General features: G+C 72.4%; 23 protein-coding genes. 9 read left to right on the top strand and 14 right to left on the bottom strand.

The annotated features are described in order from the left end of the window. Nucleotides 1-189 precede the first annotated feature (189 nt). On the bottom strand, nt 190-879 hold the full coding sequence (locus GUY61_RS06620; protein ID WP_166629111.1) for a recombinase family protein: 690 nt from the start codon (nt 877-879) through the stop codon (nt 190-192). 179 nt (nt 880-1,058) lie between these two features. Further along, nucleotides 1,059-1,430: a MerR family transcriptional regulator gene (locus GUY61_RS06615; RefSeq protein ID WP_166629125.1), complete on the bottom strand. Its 372-nt coding sequence runs from the start codon at nt 1,428-1,430 to the stop codon at nt 1,059-1,061. Between the two features lie 164 nt (nt 1,431-1,594). Between GUY61_RS06615 and GUY61_RS06610 the strand changes: the two genes are divergently transcribed. Next, entirely contained in the window at nt 1,595-2,542 is a 948-nt protein-coding gene (locus GUY61_RS06610) for a chlorophyllase/cutinase-like alpha/beta fold protein (RefSeq protein WP_166629124.1), read from the top strand. A gap of 132 nt (nt 2,543-2,674) precedes the next feature. On the opposite strand, the gene GUY61_RS06605 is transcribed toward GUY61_RS06610, so the two are convergent. From GUY61_RS06605 to GUY61_RS06575, 7 genes are all read right to left on the bottom strand, one after another. Further along, entirely contained in the window at nt 2,675-3,088 is a 414-nt protein-coding gene (locus tag GUY61_RS06605; protein ID WP_166629110.1) for a Tn3 family transposase, read from the bottom strand. Continuing rightward, a complete protein-coding gene (locus GUY61_RS06600) occupies nt 3,034-4,164 on the bottom strand; it encodes a DUF4158 domain-containing protein (RefSeq protein ID WP_166629109.1) in 1,131 nt (376 codons plus the stop codon). Before GUY61_RS06600 ends, GUY61_RS06605 begins: the two co-directional genes overlap by 55 nt. Nucleotides 4,165-4,420: 256 nt before the next feature. After that, nucleotides 4,421-5,944: an aldehyde dehydrogenase gene (gene adh, locus GUY61_RS06595; RefSeq protein ID WP_166629108.1), complete on the bottom strand. Its 1,524-nt coding sequence runs from the start codon at nt 5,942-5,944 to the stop codon at nt 4,421-4,423. Nucleotides 5,945-6,149: 205 nt separating this feature from the next. Continuing rightward, nucleotides 6,150-7,391, bottom strand: a complete 1,242-nt coding sequence (locus GUY61_RS06590) for a GAF domain-containing protein (protein WP_208105651.1) — start codon at nt 7,389-7,391, stop codon at nt 6,150-6,152. Further along, complete coding sequence (locus tag GUY61_RS06585) at nt 7,336-7,662, bottom strand: WhiB family transcriptional regulator (protein ID WP_313896545.1); 327 nt, start codon at nt 7,660-7,662, stop codon at nt 7,336-7,338. The genes GUY61_RS06590 and GUY61_RS06585 overlap by 56 nt, the downstream gene beginning before the upstream one ends. Before the next feature lie 428 nt (nt 7,663-8,090). Further along, nucleotides 8,091-12,959, bottom strand: a complete 4,869-nt coding sequence (locus GUY61_RS06580; protein WP_243766227.1) for a cation-translocating P-type ATPase — start codon at nt 12,957-12,959, stop codon at nt 8,091-8,093. Between the two features lie 144 nt (nt 12,960-13,103). Continuing rightward, nucleotides 13,104-14,324, bottom strand: a complete 1,221-nt coding sequence (locus tag GUY61_RS06575; protein WP_166629106.1) for a saccharopine dehydrogenase family protein — start codon at nt 14,322-14,324, stop codon at nt 13,104-13,106. 156 nt (nt 14,325-14,480) lie between these two features. Between GUY61_RS06575 and GUY61_RS06570 the strand changes: the two genes are divergently transcribed. Further along, nucleotides 14,481-15,197: a TetR/AcrR family transcriptional regulator gene (locus GUY61_RS06570; RefSeq protein WP_166629105.1), complete on the top strand. Its 717-nt coding sequence runs from the start codon at nt 14,481-14,483 to the stop codon at nt 15,195-15,197. A gap of 4 nt (nt 15,198-15,201) precedes the next feature. After that, entirely contained in the window at nt 15,202-15,417 is a 216-nt protein-coding gene (locus GUY61_RS06565) for a hypothetical protein (protein ID WP_166629104.1), read from the top strand. Nucleotides 15,418-15,489: 72 nt separating this feature from the next. Here GUY61_RS06565 and GUY61_RS06560 read toward each other — a convergent pair whose 3' ends face one another. After that, nucleotides 15,490-16,044, bottom strand: a complete 555-nt coding sequence (locus GUY61_RS06560) for a flavoprotein (protein WP_166629103.1) — start codon at nt 16,042-16,044, stop codon at nt 15,490-15,492. Nucleotides 16,045-16,173: 129 nt separating this feature from the next. Here GUY61_RS06560 and GUY61_RS06555 point away from each other — a divergent pair, with 129 nt between their 5' ends. From GUY61_RS06555 to GUY61_RS06545, 3 genes are all read left to right on the top strand, one after another. After that, on the top strand, nt 16,174-16,386 hold the full coding sequence (locus GUY61_RS06555) for a hypothetical protein (protein ID WP_166629102.1): 213 nt from the start codon (nt 16,174-16,176) through the stop codon (nt 16,384-16,386). Nucleotides 16,387-16,468: 82 nt separating this feature from the next. Then, nucleotides 16,469-17,164, top strand: a complete 696-nt coding sequence (locus tag GUY61_RS06550; RefSeq protein ID WP_313896543.1) for a VanZ family protein — start codon at nt 16,469-16,471, stop codon at nt 17,162-17,164. 11 nt (nt 17,165-17,175) lie between these two features. Next, a complete protein-coding gene (locus GUY61_RS06545) occupies nt 17,176-17,367 on the top strand; it encodes a CsbD family protein (RefSeq protein ID WP_166629101.1) in 192 nt (63 codons plus the stop codon). A gap of 536 nt (nt 17,368-17,903) precedes the next feature. Here the strand turns inward: GUY61_RS06545 and GUY61_RS06540 are convergent. Next, nucleotides 17,904-18,554: a TetR/AcrR family transcriptional regulator gene (locus GUY61_RS06540; protein WP_166629120.1), complete on the bottom strand. Its 651-nt coding sequence runs from the start codon at nt 18,552-18,554 to the stop codon at nt 17,904-17,906. 104 nt (nt 18,555-18,658) lie between these two features. Here GUY61_RS06540 and GUY61_RS06535 point away from each other — a divergent pair, with 104 nt between their 5' ends. Next, nucleotides 18,659-19,684 carry a hypothetical protein gene (locus GUY61_RS06535; RefSeq protein ID WP_166629100.1) on the top strand — a complete coding sequence of 342 codons (1,026 nt, stop codon included), beginning with the start codon at nt 18,659-18,661 and terminating at the stop codon, nt 19,682-19,684. 181 nt (nt 19,685-19,865) lie between these two features. Here the strand turns inward: GUY61_RS06535 and GUY61_RS06530 are convergent, their stop codons facing one another. Both GUY61_RS06530 and GUY61_RS06525 read right to left on the bottom strand, forming a co-directional pair. Further along, complete coding sequence (locus GUY61_RS06530; protein WP_166629095.1) at nt 19,866-20,015, bottom strand: hypothetical protein; 150 nt, start codon at nt 20,013-20,015, stop codon at nt 19,866-19,868. Between the two features lie 36 nt (nt 20,016-20,051). Next, nucleotides 20,052-21,119 carry a PHP domain-containing protein gene (locus GUY61_RS06525; RefSeq protein WP_166629099.1) on the bottom strand — a complete coding sequence of 356 codons (1,068 nt, stop codon included), beginning with the start codon at nt 21,117-21,119 and terminating at the stop codon, nt 20,052-20,054. A gap of 218 nt (nt 21,120-21,337) precedes the next feature. On the opposite strand from GUY61_RS06525, the gene GUY61_RS06520 reads away from it, so the two are divergent. Further along, the gene (locus GUY61_RS06520; RefSeq protein WP_166629098.1) at nt 21,338-21,541 is read left to right on the top strand and encodes a hypothetical protein; all 204 of its coding nucleotides are present in this window, start codon (nt 21,338-21,340) and stop codon (nt 21,539-21,541) included. A gap of 128 nt (nt 21,542-21,669) precedes the next feature. On the opposite strand, the gene GUY61_RS06515 is transcribed toward GUY61_RS06520, so the two are convergent. Then, nucleotides 21,670-21,873 (bottom strand): DUF5999 family protein, encoded by a 204-nt coding sequence (locus tag GUY61_RS06515; RefSeq protein WP_166629097.1) that lies wholly within the window; start codon nt 21,871-21,873, stop codon nt 21,670-21,672. Nucleotides 21,874-22,158: 285 nt separating this feature from the next. On the opposite strand from GUY61_RS06515, the gene GUY61_RS06510 reads away from it, so the two are divergent. Beyond that, nucleotides 22,159-23,051: superoxide dismutase (locus GUY61_RS06510; RefSeq protein WP_166629096.1), on the top strand; the 893-nt coding region annotated here is incomplete at its 3' end.

Genomic DNA, 23,051 nt, shown 5'->3' with positions numbered 1-23,051 from the left:
TGCCGGAGTTCTCCGTGCGGAACAGCGGCCATGTCGTCGTGGGTGCCGACGAGGACATCTGGTGTCGGCCGACGGGCAGGATGCGCACTGGGTGTGGAGCTCGGTGTGGTGATCGGGCGAAGGGCCCGGGATGTCCTGCCCCATTGGGGTGCCGGTAAGAACCGTGTCACCAGCCGCAAACGGCGATGATCAGTCCTCAGACCTGGTGGGTTGGGGCAGTTCCAGCGTGCTCGTCGCCTCAGCGAGTGCGAGGCGACCGCCCTTCAGCTCAGGCACGTAGTTGTAGATCGTGTTCCTGGAGACGCCGAGGAGCTTCGCGATCGAGGTGACGGTGTTCTCCGGGCGGGCGAGCAGGTCGCGGGCGTGACGTACCTGCTCCTCCGTCATCGCCGGCGGGCGGCCGAGTCGGGCGCCGCGGGCGCGGGCGGCGTCCAGGCCCTCGTTGGTGCCCTGCACGATGAGTTCGCGGATGAACTCCGCCAGCGCCGCGAACACGTGGAAGACCAGGCGCCCGCCGGGCGTGGTCGTGTCGAGTGCCTCGTGCAGCGAGGTGAAGCCGACGCCGCGCTTGAGCAGGCCGGACACGATCGCGATGAGGTCCTGGATGGAGCGGCCGAGCCGGTCCAGTGACGGGACGACGAGAGTGTCGCCCTCGCGCAGGTAGTCGAGGGCCTTCCGTAGCTCCTCGCGTTCGGCGTTCTTGCCGGACTTCTTGTCGGCGAAGATCCGGATGCATCCCGCTTCGGTGAGTGCGTGGATCTGCCGGTCGAGCAGCTGCTCCTTGGTGGACACGCGTGCGTATCCCACGAGGCTGCCGGTCCGTAGGGCCGGAACGGGGGCGAGGAGATCGGCGGCGTCGTCGTCCTGAGGTTGCTGCACCTGCCAGATCGTACAGAAAAGGGTGCTTCTCAAGTTCTCGAGCACATCGACTTTCTGACACCGTTTTATGTGCATGATCCGGCGCCGATCCGGCCGCGCGCCGCCCCTTATCGATCTTGCTCATCAATCGGTCGATTGCTGGGCGTCTCCGTCCTCAGCCGCAGAGCCCGGCATGCTGATTACTGGAGTCGGCAGTGTTGGCCTGTTCGCCAGTTCGCGGTGGCGGCGGCAATCACGGTGCCCAGCCTGTCCCGGGCGCCCACCAAATCGCCGATCCGGCTGTCGATGCGATCCCGTTCCGCCGAAAGCCGGTCGATCAGCTCTGGCGTGGCCTCACCGTTCACGACACACGGCAGCAGATCCGCGATCGACTTGCTCGGCAGCCCGGCGGCGTACAACTGCTGGATCAGCTGGACACGGTCGACCGCGCTGTCCGGGTACTGCCGCTGGCCGCTGGGGCTGCGTTCCGAGGCGAGCAGGTTCTGTTCCTCGTAGTAGCGCAGCGCCCGAACGCTGACGCCTGTCCTGGTGGCGAGCTCGCCGATACGCATCATGTCTCTCCGATGTGAGGCGGGCAACACTTCTTGCCTCTGACGTCAGCGTCAGGTTTTAGCGTATCTCGCGACGGCTCACCCCCTCCGCCAAGGCGAAGGACGCGACCGTGACCAGCTTGTTCGACAGCTTCCCCATCGGAAACGCGAAGGAAGATCTACCCATGACTGCATCAGACGCGGCGGCCACGGACGTGGCCATCACCGCCCCCGCCCTCATCGTCTCGGTGAAGCCGGTAGTGCTGGAAGCACCGGGCCGCAGTGAGGGCCTGCGGGTGAGAATTTCCGCGCCGACAACCGGGAGCGAACTGCCGATCATCGTCTTCTCGCACGGTTTCGGGTCGTCGTTGAACAGCTACGGTCCTCTGGCTGACTTCTGGGCTGCTCACGGTTTCGTGGTGATTCAGCCCACCCATCTCGACTCCAGGACCGTGGGTCTTCCCCAGGACGATCTCCGCACACCGCGGCTCTGGCGCTTCCGTGTCGAGGACATGAAGCGCATCCTTGACCAGCTTGATCTGCTGGAGGCCGCTGTTCCCGGTCTCAGCGGGCGCCTGGATCGAAGCCGCATTGCCGCAGCCGGACACTCCTTCGGCGGCCAGACGGCGGGCAATCTGCTGGGCCTGCGCGTCCTCGATCCGGTGAGCAAGAATGCAGAGGACCTGTCCGACTCGCGGATCAAGGCGGGCGTGCTGCTTGCTACGGCCGGCAGGGGCGGAGCCGACCTGACTCCCTTCGCGGCCGAGAACCTTCCGTGGTTGAAGGGACCGGACTTCGCGCACATGACCACGCCGACCCTCGTGGTCGCAGGGGATAAGGACGAGCTACCGCTGTCCGTCAGAGGGCCGGAGTGGCTCACCGACCCGTACCACCTGAGCCCGGGGCGCAAGAGCCTGCTCACTCTGTTCGGGGCGGAGCACTCCCTCGGCGGAATCGCCGGCTACGAAGTCCGGGAGACGACGGACGAGAACCCCGAGCGCGTGGCCCTGATCCAACGGATCACCTGGGCCTACCTTCGCCACGCACTCGGCATCGAGGACACCAGCTGGACGGCAGCGCAGAAGGCCTTGTCGGATAGCGTCGCCCCCATGGGACGGATCGAATCCAAGTGAAGCACTGAGAAGTGAACGACCTCCGGGGCGGTCGCAGCCCTTGGCACGGAATCAGCCGTCCGAGGACGGCGTCTTGCACACGGGTGAACGAGCTCGGCGATACTTCGTGGGGACCGGTCTGGCCGACTACGCCTACGCATGCCCGGATGGCTGCTGGTCGGCGGCGTCCGTCGCAACTCGCGGACCCGGAAGTCTGACCGCGGCAAGGTTGAGGCGGGTGTCCATGTCGAGGTTGACCTCCCCGTACGGCCGCACGTGGGACCAGAACAGCGGGGTCAGGCCGCGCCGGTCGGCGGGCGTGAGAAGCTCGGCCCACTCCGGTTCGCCGAGGACGTCCTGGAGCATCAGGGTGTTCACGTAGACCAGGGCCGATTGCAGAATCCGCAGGCACAGCACGAACATCTCCTGCTCGTCGCGCCGGTTCGAGGCGATCTCCCCGCCCTTGCCGTAGGCGATCACGGAGTTCGCGCCGTTGGAGGACTCCACCACGTTCAGGCCCTCCTCGATCTCCCGCTGGAGGTCCCGCAGCCGCAGGTAGCGGGCCACGAAGATGGTCTTCTGCGCGGCCGACCTCCAGCATCGACCTGCCGGACCGTGCCCTCCGGAGTGCCGAGCGACGCCTCGGCGAGCTTGAAGAGGATGTTCTCCTTGCCCGACACCTTCTTGAACGCGTTGACCAGCTGCTCGGTGACCTTCTTCTCCGCCCTCGCCCCGATCCGGTGCACCGTGGAGATCAGCAGCTCCACCAGCGTGTCGGTGATCTCCCGCTCCCGCTCATGCAGCAGCGCGGCCAGCAAGGTCACCCGCAGCGGCACCGGGTGCGTGCGCAGGTGGGAAGGCGACTCCACCGCGGCCCGCGCCCGCCAGCCCGTCACGACCTTCGGCGCGACGTCGAAGAACAGATCCGGTGGCAGACCGATCGCCCGTACCGACAGGAGCTTGTCGATCTCGGTGAGCATCGTCTCCAGGCTCACGTTGCCCGGCGCTTCCTTGACCTTCGCCAGCACCGGCGGCGCGTCCTCGCCCTCCGTACCCACGCCCGCGGGTCCGGCGTCGTCCTGGTCGGCGCCGGCCACCAGAGCCATGATCCGCTCGATGCTTTCCACGGTCAGCCGCGAGGAGATCAGGGCGGTCAGCGACTCCTCGGCCGCTCGCAGGGCGGCCGCCACGATGCGGTCGCACCGGCCCAGCGTGGGCGGCTCGATGCTCTCGGCGCGGCAGCGCGCCAGCAGTTCCACCCGGACCTGCTCGGGCCTGCGTTCCTTGTGCGCGACATGCTCGGCCAGATACGCGGTCAGCTTCTCCGCGTCCGCGACGCTGCACTCGCGGAAGCCGAGGTGCTCCCGGACCTGCGCGCGGTGGTACTCGACCGTGCGGCCCGTCCAGTCGTAGGAATCCAACTCCGAGGCGGGAACCTGCACCTGACGGGCGACGAACTCCACGGCCTCACCGGGCAGCTCTGCCCGGTTCCGGGGAAACCGGCCGTACTGCGTGTAGAACTTCAGCAGCACGGCGAAGCCCAGTCGTGTCGCACCACGCTTGCCGGACACGAGCGCCTGCTCGTCCTTCAGCAGCGTCCAGTGCTCGACCAACTCGTCCAGGTCCAACGGAGTACGGGCCACGACCGCCGATCGTCCCCGCAGAGCCTCACCCACCGCAGCCGTACGGCCCCGGACTCACCCACACGGGTGACACCCTCGGAAGATCACCGCCATTTGCGGCTGGTGACACGGTTCTTACCGGCACCCCTACCCGTGGTCAGGTTCCCCGAATGATCAAGTTGCCCAATGGCGAACTGCGCTGCCGCCGCGCCGAAGCCGTGCGCTGCGGAGGGCGCCTGACGGGCATCTTGCCTGGTCAGGCGCCCTTTTTCTGCGTTTAGAAGAAACCGAGCTTCTGTGGCGAGTAGGACACCAGCAGATTCTTCGTCTGCTGGTAGTGCTCCAGCATCATCAGGTGGTTCTCCCGCCCGATGCCGGAGCCCTTGTAGCCGCCGAAGGCGGCGTGCGCCGGGTACTGGTGGTAGCAGTTGGTCCACACCCGGCCGGCCTGGATAGCGCGGCCCGCCCGGTACGCCGTGTTCATGTCCCGGGTCCACACGCCCGAACCGAGCCCGTACAGCGTGTCGTTGGCCAGCTTGATGGCGTCGTCGAAGTCGTCGAAGGACGTGACCGCGACGACCGGGCCGAAGATCTCCTCCTGGAAGATGCGCATCCGGTTGTCGCCCTCGAAGATGGTCGGCTCGATGTAGTAGCCGCCCGCCAGCTCACCGCCGTGCTCGAGCCGCTGACCGCCCGTGAGGACCTTCGCGCCCTCCTGCCGGCCGATGTCGAAGTAGGAGAGGATCTTCTCCAGCTGGTCGTTGGACGCCTGCGCGCCGATCATCGTGTCCGTGTCCAGCGGGTGGCCGGGCACGATGGCCCGGGTCCTGGCGACGGCCGCCTCCATGAACTCGCTGTAGTGGCCGCTCTGGACCAGTGCCCGCGACGGACAGGTGCACACCTCGCCCTGGTTGAGCGCGAACATGGTGAAGCCCTCGAGCGCCTTGTCGCGGAAGTCGTCGTCCGCGGCCCACACGTCGTCGAAGAAGATGTTCGGGCTCTTGCCGCCGAGTTCCAGGGTGACCGGCTTGATGTTCTCCGAGGCGTACTGCATGATCAGCCGCCCCGTCGTGGTCTCGCCGGTGAAGGCCACCTTCGCGACCCGGGGGCTCGACGCGAGCGGCTTGCCCGCCTCCACGCCGAAGCCGTTGACGATGTTCACCACGCCCGGCGGCAGCAGGTCGGCGATCAGGCTCATCAGGTAGTGGATCGAGGCCGGGGTCTGCTCGGCGGGCTTGAGGACCACGGCGTTTCCGGCGGCGAGTGCCGGAGCCAGCTTCCAAGTGGCCATCAGGATGGGGAAGTTCCACGGGATGATCTGTGCGACCACACCCAGCGGCTCGTGGAAGTGGTACGCCACCGTGTCGCTGTCGAGCTCGGAGATGTTGCCCTCCTGCGCCCGCAGCACACCCGCGAAGTAGCGGAAGTGGTCGATGGCGAGCGGGATGTCCGCGGCCAGCGTCTCACGGACCGGCTTGCCGTTCTCCCAGGTCTCGGCGACGGCCAGCTTCTCCAGGTTCGCCTCCATCCGGTCGGCGATCTTCAGTAGTACTCCGGCCCGTTCGGCCGGCGCGGTACGGCCCCAGGCGGGGGCCGCGGCGTGCGCGGCGTCCAGGGCCCGCTCGACGTCCTCGGCGGTGCCGCGGGCGATCTCAGTGAACGGCTTGCCGTTGACCGGGCTGGTGTTCTCGAAGTACTGCCCGCGGGCCGGCTGCACGTACTCGCCGCCGATCCAGTGGTCGTAGCGGGACTCGTACGAGACGATCGCACCTTCGGTTCCTGGCGCGGAGTAACGGGTCATGTCGAGGCCTTCCGTCCCTGCGCCGCCCGCCTTTGGGCAGCGCTCGGCGCGAGGCTACGAAGCGAAAGGTTGCGACCACGTTGCGCACGGCGGGCACGGGGCCGACCGGGCGCCGCGCCCGGTCGCGGCGCCCGGACGCCCTGCCCGCCCACCGGGCCGCGCGCTCCACGGTGCGGGCGCGGGGCAGTCGGAGCGGCGGCCGCCGCTATCCGTAGAGTTCGGCCTCCAGGGCGTGGACCCGGCTCAGGGCCGGGGCGCGGGCGTCGTCCGGGAGGGCGGAGGCCAGCGCGCGCCATGCCTCCAGGTCGTCCTCGGCCCAGGGGCTGCGCGCCCAGTCGGCCAGCAGCCCCGGGTCGCCGCGCGCGATCAGCGCGGCCCGAAGCTGTTCGTGCAGGGCGCTGCGGAGCCGGGCGATCGCGGGGGCACCGGACAGCGGCAGCAGCGGGCCCGCGTAGGCGCGCAGAGCGGCGGTGAGCGCTCCCGAGTCGAGGTGCCGGGCAACCGTGTCGTAGTCCGAGTCGATCGGGGCGGACAGCCGGTAGGGGCGGGAGCTCAGCAGCTCGGGACCCAGGGCCCGGCGCAGCCGCGTCATCTCCGCCCGCAGCGTCACCGGCGTGACCGACTCGTCCTCGTACAGCGCGATGAGCAGTTCGTCCCCGGAAAGGCCCTCGGGGTGGCGGGCCAGCAGCGTGAGGATCTCGCTGTGCCGGCGCGTCAGCCGCAGCCGGCGGCCGTCGGCGAGGAGCGTGGCCTCGTCACGGCCGAGCGCGGTGAGCTGGAGCCCCGGGTGGGGGAGCGGGGCGAGCAGCGCGAGGTGGGACTCGGCCGCGCGGGCCACCGCCTGTACGAAGGCGAGACTGTGCGGATGGGCGAGCCGGTCCCCGCCGGTGATGTCGACCGCGCCCAGCACCAGGCCCGTCCGGGGATCGTGCACCGGCGCCGCCGCGCAGGTCCAGTTCTGCACCGGACGGCTGAAGTGCTCGGCCGCGAAGACCTGCACCGGCCGGTCCACGGCGACGGCCGTGCCCGGCGCGTTGGTGCCCATCGCGGACTCGGACCAGTGGGCGCCCGGCACGAAGTTCATCAGCCCGGCGCGCCGCCTGGCACCCGAGTGCCCCTCCACCCAGAGCAGTCTCCCGTGCGCGTCGCAGACCGCCAGCAGGTGCTCGCCGTCCGCGGCGTACGAGCCCATCAGTTCCCTGACCAGTGGCATGACCCGGGACAGCGGGTGCTCCGCGCGGTACGCGGCGAGGTCGGAGTCCGAGAGGTCGACGTCCGCGGTGCGGTCGGGGCTGACCCGGGCGCGGGCGGAGCGGCGCCAGGACTCGGCGACCAGGCGACGAACCGGCTGGTCCACCTGGCGGCCGGCGGTGCCGGCGGAGGTGAAGGCCTCATGGGCGCGGCGCAGCACGCCGACGTGCTCGGCGGGATCGGCGCCGGGCCGCATGACCACCCATGACTCGTCCAACGGGAACCTCCTCGGAAGGCACGGCGGCCCTCCACGTGCACACACCCGCCCACATCGTCGCCGCCCCGCCGGTGCACGGCAAGGAGTGTGCACGGACCGTGAGGCTCAGCGGCAGCCGCCCGCTGCGTGGCCCAGGCTCCGCGCCGCGGATCCGGCGTGCCGCCGACCGCCGTTCCTCCTCCCCGGTGCCGCCCCACACGCCCGCGGCCGGTGCCGCCCGCAGGGCCCGGTCGAGGCACTTCCGGATCACCACGCAGCGCCGGCACACCGCCCTGGCCCGGTCCTGCTGCTCGCGCAGCGCCGGCACACCGCCCTGGCCCGGTCCTGCTGCTCGCGCAGCGCCGGGCCCCGGCGGCGACCGGGAAGAACACCTCCGGATCCACCCCGGCGCACGCCGCCCGTCCCCACCAGTCCGTCGCCGTTGCCTCCGAGCCGTGCCAGTCCCTCAGGGCCCTCAGAGCCCTCCGAGTCCGTGCGGGTCCCTGCGGGTCGTACAGGTCCGTGCGTCCCCGCCTTCGCGGGCACCAGGACCGGACCGGAGCGGACGTCCGGCCCCGGGCCTCCGTCGTCCGGCGGCCAAACCGCACGCCCGTCCGGGCCCTCGTGTCGGACCCCCAACAACACTCGCGGAACGGGAGGTTGACGTCCCGTCGGGGAGCGGGCCGCACCGGCACCGGCTCAGTCCGACGGGACGTCCGCGCGGGAGAGCTCCGCGTCCCCGGACTCCGTCCCCGGCAGCCCCTCCCGGGGAAGCAGCCGGCGCGCCACCGGGTTCAGCGCGGCGCCGAGCGCCATCGCCGAGGCGATCGCGCCCACCGCGATGCCCCAGCCCACGGGCCCGAGCGGCGTGCAGCCGAAGAAGCCGCTCAGACCCGGCGTCTGGACCACCATCGCCAGCGCCGCCGCCGAACCCAGGGAGGTCAGCAGCACCTTGCGGTCGCGGACACCGGTGAACAGCGTCTGCGCGAGCTGCGTGCCCACGAGGGCGACCAGCGCGACCGTCCCCGCCCGCCGTGCCCGCCCGGTGAACCGGGCGGCGCCCCAGGCCAGGCCCGCGCCGAGCGCGGTGGTGGCGCCGCGCAGCAGCATCTCGCGGCGCAGCGCCTCCCCGAGCGAACGGTCCGGCCCCTCCCGCAGCAGCCGTTCCCCGCCGTTCGCGGTCGGTTCCCGTACGGCGATCGCCAGCGCGGGGGCGAGGTCCGTCAGGAGGTTCACCAGCATCAGCTGGCGCGCGCCCAGCGGAGTGCCCCCGGTCAGAATGGCGGCCAGCACGTTGAAGGTGATCTCGCCGAAGTTCCCGCCGATCAGGATGGCCAGCGCGGAACGCACCGAGACCCACATGGCGCGGCCCTCCATCAGGGCCGAGATGATGGTCTCCAGCCGGTCGTCGCTCACCACCAGGTCCGCGGCGGCGGTCGCCGCCGGTGTGCCGCGTCTTCCGAGCGCGATCCCGACGTCCGCGAGCCTGATCGCCGGCGCGTCGTTCGCGCCGTCCCCGGTCATCGCCACGACCCGGCCGAGCCGCTGGTACGCCTGGACGATCCGCACCTTGTGGTGCGGGCTGCACCGGGCGATCACATCCACGGTGGGCAGCAGCGCGTCGAGCCGGTCGTCGTCCAGTTCGTCCAGCTCGGCGCCGGTGCAGACCTTCTGGTCCGCGTCCCGGTGGACGGTGGTGGCGATCGCGTCGGCCGTCGCCGGGTGGTCGCCCGTGAGCATCACGATCTGCACCCCGGCCTTCAGCAGCCGCGCCGCGGCGGGCGCCGCCCCGGCCCGCACCGGGTCCGACAGCGCGAGGAAGCCCAGCAGCACCAGGTCGCGCACCGACTCGTCGGTCAGCTCCTCGCCCTCGGCCGCCGTACGCTCGGCCACCGCGAGCACCCGGCGTCCCGCGCCGGCCAACTCTTGTGCCTTGTCCGTGAGTTCCTGGCGGGCGGCCGCGTCGAGAGGGGTGGTCGAGCCGTCGGCGCGACGGCCCGTGCAGCGTTCCAGCACGTTTTCCGGCGCACCCTTGACGCTGAGCAGCATGCCGTGCGAGGTCTGCCCGGCCGTGGCGTGGTAGGCCCGCAAGGGCTCGAACGGCAGCGCGTCGGTGCGCCGCCAGCGCGAGGCGCCGTGGCGTACCGCGACGTGCGCGCGCCGGGCGCCGGCGGCCACCGCCCGGTCGGTGTGATGGGCCAGCGGCTCCGACTCCCGGGCCGGCGGGGTCGCCCGCAGCGCCGCGGCCAGCACCGTCCGGTACCGGTCGTCCAGCCGGTCGACGGGCAGTTCGCTGTCCCCGTCGCTGACGGCGGCGAGTCGCAGTGTGCCCTCGGTGAGGGTGCCCGTCTTGTCGAAGCACAGCACGTCGGCGCGGCCCAGCGCCTCGATCGTGCGTGGATTGCGGACCAGCGCCCCGCGGTCGGCGAGCCTGCGGGCTGCCGCCATCTGCGCGGCGCCGACCAGGAACGGCAGGCCCTCCGGTACCGATGCCACGGCGAGGTTCACGGCCGAGGACAGGGTGCGTACCGGCGACCTGCCGTGGAGCAGGCCCGCCGCCGAGACCGCGGCGGCCGAGCCCAGCGCGACCGGCATGCTGGCCCTGGTGAGTCCGGTCAGCCTGGCCTCCACGCCGGCGGTCGGCGCCGCCTGCCCGGCCGCCGCCAGACTCCGACCGACCTCGGTGGCCGCGCCCGTGGCCACCACGACGGCTGTGCCACGGCCCGCTGCCACGGACGTGCCCTCGTACAGCATGGAGCGGCGGTCGGCGATCTGCGAGGCGACCACGGGCGCCGGGTTCTTGGAGACCGGCAGCGACTCCCCGGTGAGCGAGGACTCGTCGACCTCGACTCCCTCCGCCTCCAGCACCCGGCAGTCCGCGGGCACCACGTCCTCGGGGCGGAGCAGGACGATGTCGCCCGGCACCAGGTCCCCGGCGGTGATCAGCCGTTCCCGGCCTCCGCGCCGCACCCGCGCCCCGATCGCGGACCGCTCGAACAGTTCCGCCAGCGCCCGGTCGGTACGCACCCGCTGGACGCCGCCCGCCAGCGCGGAGACGCCCGTGACGGCCGCGACCAGACCCGCGTCGGTGCGGGAGCCGACGGCGGCCGCGAGCGCGGCGCCCGCCGCGAGCACCGGCGTCAGGGGGTTTGCCAGTTCCTCGGCGAAGGCCACGGGCAGCGTCGTGGCCCTGGGCCCGTCCTGCGGCGCCGAGCCATCCGCACGGTCCTTGCGTTCCTTCGCGTCCTGGTCCGAAAGACCCTCCTCGCTCGCGTCGAGGTGCTCCAGGACACGGGGTACCGGCATCAGATGCCAGGGCAGGGCCCGTTCCGTCTCGTCGGGCGGCCGCGACAGCAACTGCCTGGCGCGCCAGACCGCCAGGCAGAAGGCGGCGGTGCCGGCGGCGTTCCCGGCGGCGGCGCTCCTGGAGGAGGCCCGGGCGGGAGCGGCCTGCAGGGCGGCGACGGCGCCCACCCCGCTGCCGCCGGAGGCGAGCATCACGCTCTCCCGGTCCACCTGCGCCGCCACCCCGACCGCGTCCACGAGGAGGCCGGCCGTCGCGAGGTCGGCGCCGACCAGCAGATGCGCTCCCCAGGCGGGCGGCTTTCCTTCCGGATGAACCCCGACACCGCAGTCCGCCGCGACCAGTGCCCGCCGGTTCCCCGACACGAGCAGGACGACGGCGCCCCCTGCCTGGAGTTCCCGCACGGATGCGACGAGCCGGTCCCCGCCGGGCACGGTGGCGTCGGCGAAGCGATGGCGGGGGCCGCCGTCGCCGGGGCCGGCGTCCGGAGCCGCGGAACCGGGTCCGCCTCCCGGTGTTTTCCGCCCCGCCGCCGTACCGGCTGCCGCGCCGGTGTGTGCGGCGGAGGCGTAGCCCGTACCGGCGTGCCCCGAGGCCGTGTCGCCGGTACCCGTGTCCACGCCGGTGCCCCCGGCGCGGGCGAGCGCCTCCTGCGCGGCGGGGGTGACCCGTACGCCTCCCGGGCCGGCACCGGACGCGGGGACCCGCGCCGCCGCCACACCGTCGGCGTTCTCGTCCGGCGTCCCGGTGGCCAGCACGATCCGCACGCCCGAGCGCCGGGCGGCGGCCACCACCGCCTCGGCACCCCGGGCGGACTGCGCCGTCACGGAGGCGACGGCACGCAGCCGGCCGCGCTCGGTCAGCCCCAGGACCTGCTCGGCGCCCCGGCGCCGCAGCCGGGCGGCCGCCTTCCTGCCGCCGGGACCCTTCTTGCCGTCCTTGCCGTCCTTGCCGCGCTTGCTGCCCTTGCCGCTTCTTCCGCCCTTTCCGCCTTTCCCGTCCGAGGTACTGGGATCCAGTCGCTCCAGCGGCCCCAGCACCCACTCGCCGTCCCTCCGTATCTCCCCTGGGGCCTGCGGATCGAAGAGCGAGAAGGCACGTTCCGCGCAGCGTTCGGCCTCGGCCTTGCGCACCAGTCCCAGGTCGGCGAGCTCGTACCCCTCGCCGCGCAGTGCCGACTCGTCGAGCACCACGGTGTCCATCTGGCCCAGGCGCCGCAGGACGCCCCGGTCCATGGTGACCACGCCCCGCAACGCCAGGGCCCGCCCCAGCGTGCTCGCGAAGCCCTCGCGCCCGGCCTCGGGAGCCTTGGGCAGGCCGGTCAGCGCCACCGCCAGCCCGCGCCGCGGCCCGGCGAACGGGGTGGTTGCCGCGCCGGCCAGCGCGCCGGCGGCGAGTGCGCGGTCGCCGTACCGATCGGCGGAGTCCTTCGGCGGGGGACAGGGACGGTCGGCGAGGACCGGCCCCGCCGCGGCGTGCTCGGGACCGCGGACCAGGCCCGGCTCGGCCCGCTCCCACGCGTCCTGGTGGGCCGTGGCCTCGCGCCACTGCGCGAGCCGCTGGACGACGTCCAGCACGATGCCCCCGCCGTGGGTGGCCGCCCCCTGGACGAGCGCGCCGATCACCGGCAGCAACGACTCCGCCTGCTCGGGGCCCTTGGTCCACCGCGCGGCGGCTTCCCGCACCCGGGGGTGGCGTTGCAGCGCCGACGCCACCGTTCCCACCTCGTGGGGCAGTGGCGCCCACGGGGCGATCCTGGCCGCTGTGGCGATGCCCAGACCGAGGGCGTCGGCCGCGAGGCCCGAGACGGACTGCCGGGTCCGCGGCCCCTCGCAGGGGTGGTGCGGTTCCCTGCACCACTCGCCGGCCTCCTCCGCCTCCTCGTGTTCCTCCAGCAGCGCCTCGGCGCGCTCGATCATCGCGATCAGCTCGTGCGGCCGGGCCGGCGTGGGGCCCAGTTCCACCGTCACGTGTCCCGCCGGCCCGTTCACGCGGGCCCAGGTCACACCCGGGTGCCGTTCCAGAGCCTCTTCCACACGCCGGGCGATCCGCTCGGCCCTGGGGGCGTGCACGCCGTGGACTCCGTGCACCGCGATGTAGCAGCGGCCGGGCCGGGACCACACGGCCCTGCGGGGCACGCCGGCCGCCCGCCAGGTCAGATCGACGACGGCGCGCATCCCGGTCAGTACGCCGTCCACCAGTGGTCCCGGCACGGGCGGCGCCGGGACACGTGCCGGCGCGCGGAGAAGGCTCAGGAGCGACATCGGCGTCCTCACCTCACGGCAGTGGTACGGCTGGTACGGCTCACGGCAGTGGTACGGCCGCTGCACCGGAACGGCAGGCCCCCTGTCCAGCGGTCGGGGGACTACCTGTCGGGGTAACCCACTGGGCCCGCCCCACACCTGTTGTCACTGCTCACGCAGGCCCCACGGGGATCCGTACGCGGTCAGCAGGTCGAGGAAGGGCCGCGCGGGGAACGCCTCGGGGCCGAGGACGCCGGTGCCCGACCAGGCACCGGTGGCGAGCAGTTCCAGGGCGACCACGGGGTTGACGGCGGTCTGCCACACCACCGCCTGCGAGCCGTACTCCCGCATCGACCACTGGTTGTCGACGACGTGGTACAGATACACCTCGCGCGGCCGGCCGTCCTTGGTGCCCTTCACCCAGGTGCCGGCGCAGGTCTTGCCGTGCATGCGCTCGCCGAGCCCCGCCGGGTCAGGCAGGCAGGCCGCGACCACGTCGCGCGGCGAGACCATGACCGTGCCGCCTGCACCGGGCACCGCCACCCGTTCCGTACGGTCCAGACCGAGCTGGTGCAGCACCTTCAGGTTGTTGATGAAGGCGTCGCCCAGACCGTACTTGAAGGTGACGCGCTTCGCGTCCACCCACCGGGGCACCAGGAGCACCTCCTCGTGCTCCACGTTGACGCACTCGACCGGGCCGATCCCCTCGGGGAAGTCGAAGACCTCCGGCTCGCTGAAGGGCTCGGTGGTGAACCAGCCGCGCCCGGCCTCATAGACGACGGGCGGGTTGAGGCACTCCTCGATGGTGGTCCAGATGCTGAAGGAGGGCGCGAAGTCGTAGCCGTCGACGGTGAGGTTCGCGCCGTCACGGACGCCGATCTCCTCGATCTCGTCGAAGAGTTCGTCGGCGGCGTGGCGGGCGAACACGTCGGACATCCCGGGTTCGACGCCCATGCCGACCAGAGCCACCCGGCCCGCGCTCTCCCAGTCGCCCGCGCGCTCGAACTGGGCGTCGCCCAGCTTGACCCCGCACTCCTCGTAGGGCCGTTCCGGATGCGGACGGGACAGTGACATCGCCATGTCCATGTAGTGGGCCCCGGCCGCAAGCGCCGCCTCGAACAGCGGCATGACGAATCGGGGATCGGTGGCGTTGAGGAGTACGTCGCACCGCTCACCGGCCAGCAGCGCGGTGACCGCGGCCTCGTCGGAGGCGTCGATCCTGGCGGCACTGAACCGGCTCCCCGACTCTCCCAGGGCGGCCACGGCCGCCTCGGCACGGGACAGGTCGTAGTCGGCGACGACCATGTGGTCGAGGAACGGACGGCGGGCGGCGATACGGGTGATCGCGGTGCCCACACCGCCCGCTCCCACGAGCAGAACACGCATGACGGAACCCTTTCGGCTCGGTTGGCTGGGAAGCGGGGCAACAGGCCCCGCGTGAGCGATGAAACGCGGCCGCCCCTTTTCACGTCAATGGTGTTGGCATAAGCTCCACGCGAGGAGAGAGACGGACGCACGGTGCGGCCGGGGGAACGGGGGGCCATGGCCAAGCAGGTGGTACCGGAGGGCGAACGACGGCGGCGCAGGCCCACCAAACAGGGCGCGGTGCTCTCGGAGGACCTGATCGTCGAGACCGCGCTGCGCATGCTGCGCGAGCACGGCGGCGACGGCCTGTCCGTACGGCGCCTCGGCGCCGCCCTGGGCGCCGACCCCAGCACGCTGTACCGCTACTTCCGAGGTATCGACGACCTGACCCTGGCCATCGGCGACGCCCTGATCGGCCGGGCCATGGAGGGCTGGGGGGCCACCGGGGACTGGCGCGAGGACCTGCGCGGGCTGGGGCTGCGCATCCACGCCGCGTACCTCGCCCACCCCCAGGCGGCCGTGCTCACCGCCAGCCGGGTCACCGGTCGTGCCCATGAGATCGCCGCCGACGAAACCGTCCTCGGGGTGCTGCGCGAGGCCGGGTTCTCCGACGCCGAGACCGTGCGGATCTATCACGCGTTCATCGACCAGAGCCTGGCCTTCGCTGCCCTGGACGCCGCTTCGCTCGCCCTGCCCGCCGCGTCCCGCAGGGCGGACGAGGAGGTGTGGGGTGCCACCTACGCCAGGCTGCCGGCCGAGACACATCCGCACATCGCGGCGACCGCCCCGCTGCTCGTCGCCCGGATGAACGACAGCGCCTACCCGACGGCGCTCGAGATGCTGCTGGACAGTGCGGCCGCCCGGCTCGCTGTCAGTGGGGGAGGGCAGACTTGACCGTATGTCCTTGAGCCCTCGCCGTACCTGCCCCGTGTGCCGGCGCGAGATCGCCGTGGTGGCCGCCCGGTTCGCCCGGCACGATCCGCCGGGGGCCCGCACCTCGAACGAGCTCGTCTCGTGCCCAGGCTCCCGCATGCCCGCACCCCTGGGGGCCGAGCAGCCGTCCCTGGACGGCTACGCGGTCCCTCCGTTCCCGGGCCAGCTGCCGCTGTTCTGACCGCGGGGAGCCGGTTCGGCTGAAAGGAGCCGGTCCGGCCGGGGGCGGCCCGCCGGTCGTCCGGGCACAGCGTCAGGGAACGAGCGTGTCCACCGAACCGGCCGCGTCGAGCGCCGCATGCCACGGGAAGTCGGCCGGCCTGCCCTCGCCGGGCTCGTTCGCCGGGAAGCCGCCCTCCTCGCCGTGGAGCACCCTCACCCCAGCCTCCCGCAGGGTGCCCACCGAGCGCCCGAACTGCGGATGCGTGCCCAGCGCGTTGTTCACGCACGGCAGCGCGATGAGCGGAACGCCCCGCCCGATCGCCTCGGCGGCGACACCGACGACCCATTTCTCGGTGATGCCGAGCGCCCACTGGTTGATGGTGTTGAAGGTCGCCGGTGCCATGACCAGGACGTCGGGGGCCGGCCACTCGAAGGGGACGCCGGGCACCGGATGCTCCGTGTACACCCGGTGGCCGGTGAGGGCGGCGAGCCCTTCGACACTGCCACCGAGCCAGCGGGCCGCGGTGGGCGTCAGCCCCAGGCAGACGTCCCAGCCACGGGTCTGCGCGTTCTCGACCACATGGGCCACGTCGAACAGGGGCGGTGCGGCACAGCTGAACAGGTACATGGTGCGTGACGTCCTCATGCGCCCATCCCACCCCGCGAATACGATCATTCGCAACTGCCGATACGGACAGCCGCGCCGTCACGCCGCCGCCTGCGTCTCCGCACGGGCAGGGCGTGACCTCGCCCGGGGCGGCGCAGTTGTCCGTGCATGAAGAAGCGAAGTGCCATGGCCGTCCTCACCCTTGCCGCGGGAGCCGTCCTGGCCGCCGTGTCACCCAGCCCGGCCCAGGCGGCGGGGCCCGGTGCTGAGGGCCTCGGCGCCCCCGGCCCGCCGAACACCTCCGTGGAGCCGCTCCACGGGGCCGCCGACGGTGAGGAGGACTCCGGCACCGAGGTGCCGGGAACGATCAACTCCGCCTGAAGCCAGGCAAGTTGGGCGGTCGGCTCCGGGTGTGCGCATGTGAACCGGGGGTACGAGCCTGGGAACCGGGAGGGAGGTCCCTGTGGCACGTATTCCGCGTACCCCGCCGGCGGACGCCGGCGCCGCTCGGAAGTCGGGTTCGGGGTCGGGTCCGCCCGAACCACCGGGCCGGGGCTGGGGCGCGGCCCTGGTCCGCGGCCTCGTCCTGCTGGCCGCACTGCTCTGCATGATCGCCTTCGCCGTGGCCCTGGCCAGGGTCACTCTCGTGCCCTCGGGCCCGTCGGAGGACCTGACCCACACCAATCTGCGGCCCGGCGATTCCATCTCCACCTACCTCGAGCAGCCCGCGTTCCGCGAGACGGTCCGTCAGATCGGCGGCAACATCCTGCTGGGCGTGCCCTTCGGTGTGCTGCTGCCCACACTGGTGCCGCGCGCCCGCGGGCTGCTGCGGGTCGCCCTGCTGACGGCCCTGGTCATGCTGATGGTCGAGGCGGCACAGGGTGTCCTGGTGACCGGCCGGGCGTTCGACATCGACGATGTCATCCTCAACACCACCGGCGCCCTGCTCGGCTACCTGCTCGTGGGCCGCCGGCTCGGCAGGGCCCTGCACCCTCCCCGCCGCCGCTGGTGGCAGCGGCTCGGCGCCGCCCGTGGACGCGGCCGTGCTCCCGACGGCGCCGCGGGCACGGCCACCGGCCGGACGAGCCGCGCCGACCGGGTTTGGAGCCCCGGGGCGCGGGCACGCGATCTTGTGTCAAGGAGACACGCCGACCGTTGAGGAGTGCGACCATGACCGCGCGGAACAGCAAGGACGCCCAGCACCGGGTCGCCGCCAAGGCGGAGCAGGCGAAGGGCGCCGTGAAGCACATGTTCGGCCGGGCGCTGGGCAACGAGAGCATGACGGCCAAGGGCCGTACGGAGCGCTCCAAGGGGGCGCTGCGTCAGGCCGGCCAGAAGGCCAAGGACGCCTTCCGCCACTGAACGGCGACGACCGCGTTCGTCACACAGGGCGGGGCCGGGCGGATTCCGCGCGGCCCCGCCCCGTACTGCTTCCAACGGGCAGAACGTATGGAGGCGACCCCGGTCGCATCTCACCCAAGGTGGCAGCGGGCGCCTTCGCGATCAGGTCGGGCAGGCCGGTCCGGCCATCGTCCTCGGCCCAGCGCACCAATGCCGTGTGCATGGCGGCCGGGCAGGCACTGGCCGCCGCGCGCGGTCCCGTTCCTCGCCTCTGAGGCGGCACGCCGGATCACCGGGCAGGTCATCGACGCAAGCGGTGGACCGTCATCGAAAAGCGGTGGACTGTTTCCTCGGACCGCGCGCCTGACGGCAAGGAGCGGCCCGGCCGACCGTGATCGGCACGGTCGGTGACGAGGGCTGCGGCGAAATCGGTGACGAGGGCTGCGGCGAAAATCGGGGGCGCCCGGCCTCACCGCCGCAAGCGGTCACGACCCATCGGCCGGCGGTTCCGAGCGCTTGAGTCGGCGGGCGTGCATGCCGCTCCCCTCGCGGTGGCGTCATCGGTGCTCGTCGTGTCGTGCCCGCTCCTCGGCCGCGTCGAATGCGGGTGCGAGTGGTGCCAGCGCTGCGCGGAGCAGGTCGGGCAGTGAGCCGGCCGGAACGACGAACCCACCGGCCGCCAGGGACGCGGCCGCCGGCTGCAACCAACGATCAAGCGCTACATGAACGGCGGCGGCGACGCTCGCCGCGAGTACGCGGGCGGCGTACGGGTCGGTCTCGCCGAGGCGGCCGTTGATTGCCTCCGTGAGCGGAAGCTCGATCGCGGCTGCGGCGTCGAGGAACACGTTGCGGAGTGCCGGACTTGTCGTGATGAGCAAGAGTGCGTCGCGGCCGGGTTCGCCCGAGTCGGTGTACTGCTCCACGACCGCGCCGACGACGTCATCGGCGAGACGGGTGCCGGCCCGGTCGGCCACTGCCGCCGCCACCCTGAACTCCCGCTCGGCGGTGACGGCGGCGACGATCGCCTCTTCGCGGCTTGAGAAGTAGTTGTTGTAGGTGCGCGGCGAGACGCCGGCGGCCTCCGCGATGTCGTCCACGCGGACATTGTCCGGGCCACGCTCCAGGGCCAACCGAAGCGCCGCCTCGCGCAACGCCTTCCGCGTGGCCTGCTTCTTCCGCTCGCGCAACCCTGCCTGTCGTGTCGTCACCGTCCCAGCATCCCAACAGACATGCGTGCCCGCAAACTTGCGTGCACGCAAGTTTTGCCCCTAGAGTCGGGCTCCCGGCAAACCCGGCAGGAAGGACCAGGCCCATGCGAGCCAAGGGCATCAGCTACGACACCGGCTTCGTTCGAGGGGGAGTGATCTCCCGTGAGCACTTCCCGCCCGACCAGGTCCGCCGCGAGCTGAGCATCATCCGTGACGACCTGCACTGCACCGCCGTCCGCGTCATCGGCGGTGATCCGGAGCGACTGGAACTGGCCGCGGCCTGCGCCGCCGACCTCGGCCTCGAGGTCTGGCTCTCGCCCTACCCCCTGGAGCTGACCGGCGAGGAAATACTCGACCTGTTCGCCGACTGCGCCGCCCGTGCGGAGCGGCTGCGGCGGCGGGGAGCCGAGGTGGTGTTCGTCGCCGGCGCCGAGTTGAGCCTGATGAACAAGGGGTTCTTGCCCGGCGGCACACAGGAGGACCGGCTCCGGCTGCTGCTGGACCAGCGGGATCGCCTGCACGAGCGGGTGGGCGAGGTCAGCGCACGCGTGAATGACCTCCTCGCCGAGGCCGCCCTCCTCGTCCGCGAGCGCTTCGGCGGAAAGATCACCTACGCTGCCATACCGCTCGAACGCGTCGACTGGGCGCCTTTCGACTTCATCAGCGTGGACCTGTACCGATCGGCCGAAGTCTCCGACCAGTTCGCCGAGGGCGTGCGTACCCTCGTCGCACAGGGAAAGCCGGTCGCCATCACCGAATTCGGCACAGCGGCCTATCGCGGCGCCGGTGACCTGGGCGGCCGCTGCATGGAGATCGTCGAGTACGACAAGGAGACCGGCGCGCCGATCCGGCTGAACGGCGAATTCACCCGCGACGAAGCGGGCCAGGCCACCTATCTCCGGGAACTGCTGGAGGTCTTCGACACCCACGGCGTCGACAGCACCTTCGCGTTCCTCTTCGCGCTCGGCAACTTCCCCCACCGCCCCGACGGCGACCCCCGCGACGACCTCGACCTCGCCAGCCCCGGCATCGTCAGAGTCCTCGACGACGGCCATGGGATCACCTACCCCGACATGCCCTGGGAACCCAAGGCGGCGTTTGCCGCACTGGCCGACTCGTACCGCGCCTGACGTCTCACGCTGCTCGCAGGGCAAGGTCCCCGACGAGGGATCGTCCTCTTCGGGAACCTGTGGGCTGCCCGGCGCCGAAGCCCCCGCAGCGGATCAACCGCCCATGACTGCCCCGGCCGCCCGCCCATGGCTGTCCCGGCCGACGGTTCGCTGCCCGCGCGGGGACCGCGGCCGCGAGCCATCACGGCGGGCGCGTCGGGCAGGACGTCTCGTCGCCGCCCACACCGCGCGCGAGCGCCACGCCGACCGCCTCCTCGGCGCGCACCACGTGGTCGAGGAGTGCCCGCGGTCCTGCCTGCTCGGTCATCATCGTGTATCCGATTCGCACCATGCCGGCACGGGTGTCCCGCCCCTGTGCGCGAAAGCCTCAGCGGCCCGCCCGGCCCGCACGGCGCGCCCCTCCGGTCCGGCCCGCCGCCGGGACCTCCCTGGTGCGCGCCCAGCGCAGCAGCTGCTCCGCCGTCCAGGTGTTGACGACGCGCTCCACCGGTACGCCGCACTCCTCGGCCCTGGCGCAGCCCAGGATCTGCCAGGACAGCTGGCCGGGGGCGTGCGCGTCGGTGTCCACGGCGAACAGCGTCCCGGCGTCCACCGCCCGGCGCAGCAGCCGGCGCGGCGGGTCCAGGCGTTCCGGACGGCTGTTGATCTCCACGGCCGTACCCGTCTCGGCGCAGGCGGCGAACACCTGGTCGGCGTCGAACTCCGATTCCGGCCGGCCGCGGCCGGTGACCAGCCGTCCGGTGCAGTGGCCGAGCACGTCCATCAGGGGGTTGCGGACGGCGCGCAGCATCCTGCGGGTCATGGCGGGCGCGTCCATCCGCAGCTTGGAGTGGACCGATGCCACGACCACGTCCAGCCGGTCGAGCAGCTCCGGCTCCTGGTCCAGGGTGCCGTCCGGGAGGATGTCGCACTCGATGCCGGTGAGCAGCCGGAAGGGCGCCCACCGCCGGTTCAGCTCCGCCACCGTCTCCAGTTGCCCGCGCAGCCGCTCCGCGGTCAGGCCGCGGGCGACGGTGAGCGTGGGGGAGTGGTCGGTGAGCGCGGCCCACTCGTGGCCCAGCCCGGCGGCCGCCAGGCCCATGTCCTCGATGGGGCTGCCGCCGTCGGACCAGTCGGAGTGCAGGTGGCAGTCGCCGCGCAGTGCGGCGCGCAGTGCCGTGCCGCCCTCGGTGAGCGGCTCGTCCGCCTCCTCCTCCAGCCGGCGCAGATAGCCGGGGATCTTGCCGGCGAGCGCCTCCCGTACGACCTCGGCGGTCCTGGGGCCGATCCCGCGTACCGATTCGAGGGTGCCGGCCGCCGCCCTGGCGGCCACGGTGTCGGCGCCCAGCCCGGTCACGGCGCGGGAGGCGGTGCGAAAGGCGCGTACCCGGTACGTCGGAGCCCCGGCGCGTTCGAGGAGGAACGCGATCCTGTCCAGTGCTTCCACCGGTTCCATCGGGGGTCCTCGGGCAGCTGTGGCGGTGCGGGGACCGGCGGCGGGCACATGCCGGTGCGGAGCAGGTGCCGGTGCCGGCCGGTTCCCCCAGTCTCGGTGAGCGGGAACGTCTCCGCATCCGGTGAACCGCCGCGGCCGGTATTCCGTACCCCGGTGCGGAACCGTTGCTGAGTGGTCGTTAGCCTGCTCACGCTCAGGTGCGAGAACGGGAGTTGGGCATGGTCACGCCCGCTTGGCAGAAGATTCACGACGCTGTGCTGTACGAACACGTACCGCAGCGGTGCCGGGTGTGCCGGAGCCTGCTCCGCATCGTGGTGAGCGAGGATCCGGGCTGGACGGGCAGCAACGGCCTGTCGGCGATACTGGTCCGCGGCACCTGCCCGGTGTGCGACACGGCCGCGGGCGACGACCTCGCGCACTGATCCGTACCGGCCGTGGCGGCTGTACGGCCCCCCGACTGTGCCGCCGTGCCGGCGAGGGCGGCGGGGCGGCGGTGGGAGACGGGTGACGGGCACCCGGGGTGGGAGCCGGTGCGCCGGTGGGAGCGGGTTCAGGCGGCGACGGCCAGGCGGTCTGCGGGCGCACGGTGCGGGGCGACCACCCGGCCGTCGGGCAGCAGCTCACCGGTGTCGTCGAAGAGGATCGCGCCGTTGCACAGCAGGTTCCAGCCCTGCTCGGGGTGGAAGGCGATGATGTGCGCGGCCTCGCGGTCCGTGCTGTCGGCTGACGGGCACTGCGGCTGGTGGGAACACATGGCGCACCTCCGGGTCGGATGCGGTGGGTGCGGACGGCACCGTCGCCGCCCCGCTGGTCAGAACCATGCCCGCAGGGAGAGGCCACGGGAACAGGCCGGCGGGAAACGTGACAGCACGCGGACGTTTCCGGGACCGGTCCGCGACGGGGCGGTACACGCGTGCGCATCGGGTCCCCCGAAGTTGCCCGTGGGAACTCCGGGAACATCGGGGAACTCCGGGAACGGGCGGCTCGTCAGGGGCAGAAGCCGACCTGAGTTTCCGCTCCCACCCCCACTTCCGGAGGCGTGAACCATGACCCGGACCCCTTCCCCGCCGTCCCGGCGCACCGTCCTCGGTGGCGCGGCCGCCACCCTGCTCGCCCTCGCGACGGGCACCGCGCCGGCCAGGGCGCCACCGCGGGGACACCGGCGACCGCGGCGACCGCGGGGACCGCGGGGACCGCGGGGACCGAGGCACGGTGGCCGGCGGGCTTCCCGCTTCCCGACGGTTTCCGGCCCGAGGGCATCACCATCGGCTCCGGGCCGTACGCCTGGGTGGGCTCGCTGGGCACCGGCGCCGTCTACCGGGCCGACCTGCGCACCGGCCGCGGCAGGGTCGTGCTCGACGGCGCGAGCGGCACCGCGGCCGTCGGCATGAAACTCGACCACGACGGCCTGCTCTACATCGCGGGAGGCGCCGACGGCACGGCCAGGGTCCTCGACACCCGCACCGGCGAACTCGTCGCCACCCACCGTCCGGCCGGACCAACCGGGCATTTCGTCAACGACGTCACCCTGCTGGGGGATCGCGCCCGGTTCACCGATTCCCGTGACGGCGCGCTCCACGGCATCCCCCGGGGCACCCGCGGCACCGTCACCAGCCTCCGCCTCGGCGGGGACTGGCAGCAGGCGCCCGACGTGATCAACGCCAACGGCATCGTCCCGGCCCCCGGCGGCCGAGGGCTGATCGTCGTCAGCAGCCGGCCCGTCGGCAGGCTCTACCACGTGGGCCCGAAGACCGGACATGCCGCCGAGATCGCCCTCAGGGGCGCGGACGACGTCCTCAACGGCGACGGCCTCCTCCGTATCGGCCGGAGGCTGTACGTGGTGCAGAACCGGCTCAATCGCATCAGCGTGTTCGACCTCGGCCTCGAGGCCGGGCTCCCCGTGGCCGCCCTGCGCGGGACCATCACCGACCC

It is taken from the genome of Streptomyces sp. GC420 (assembly GCF_009916105.1).
GTDB lineage: Bacteria > Actinomycetota > Actinomycetes > Streptomycetales > Streptomycetaceae > Streptomyces.
This window is presented reverse-complemented; position numbering and strand designations above follow the sequence as displayed.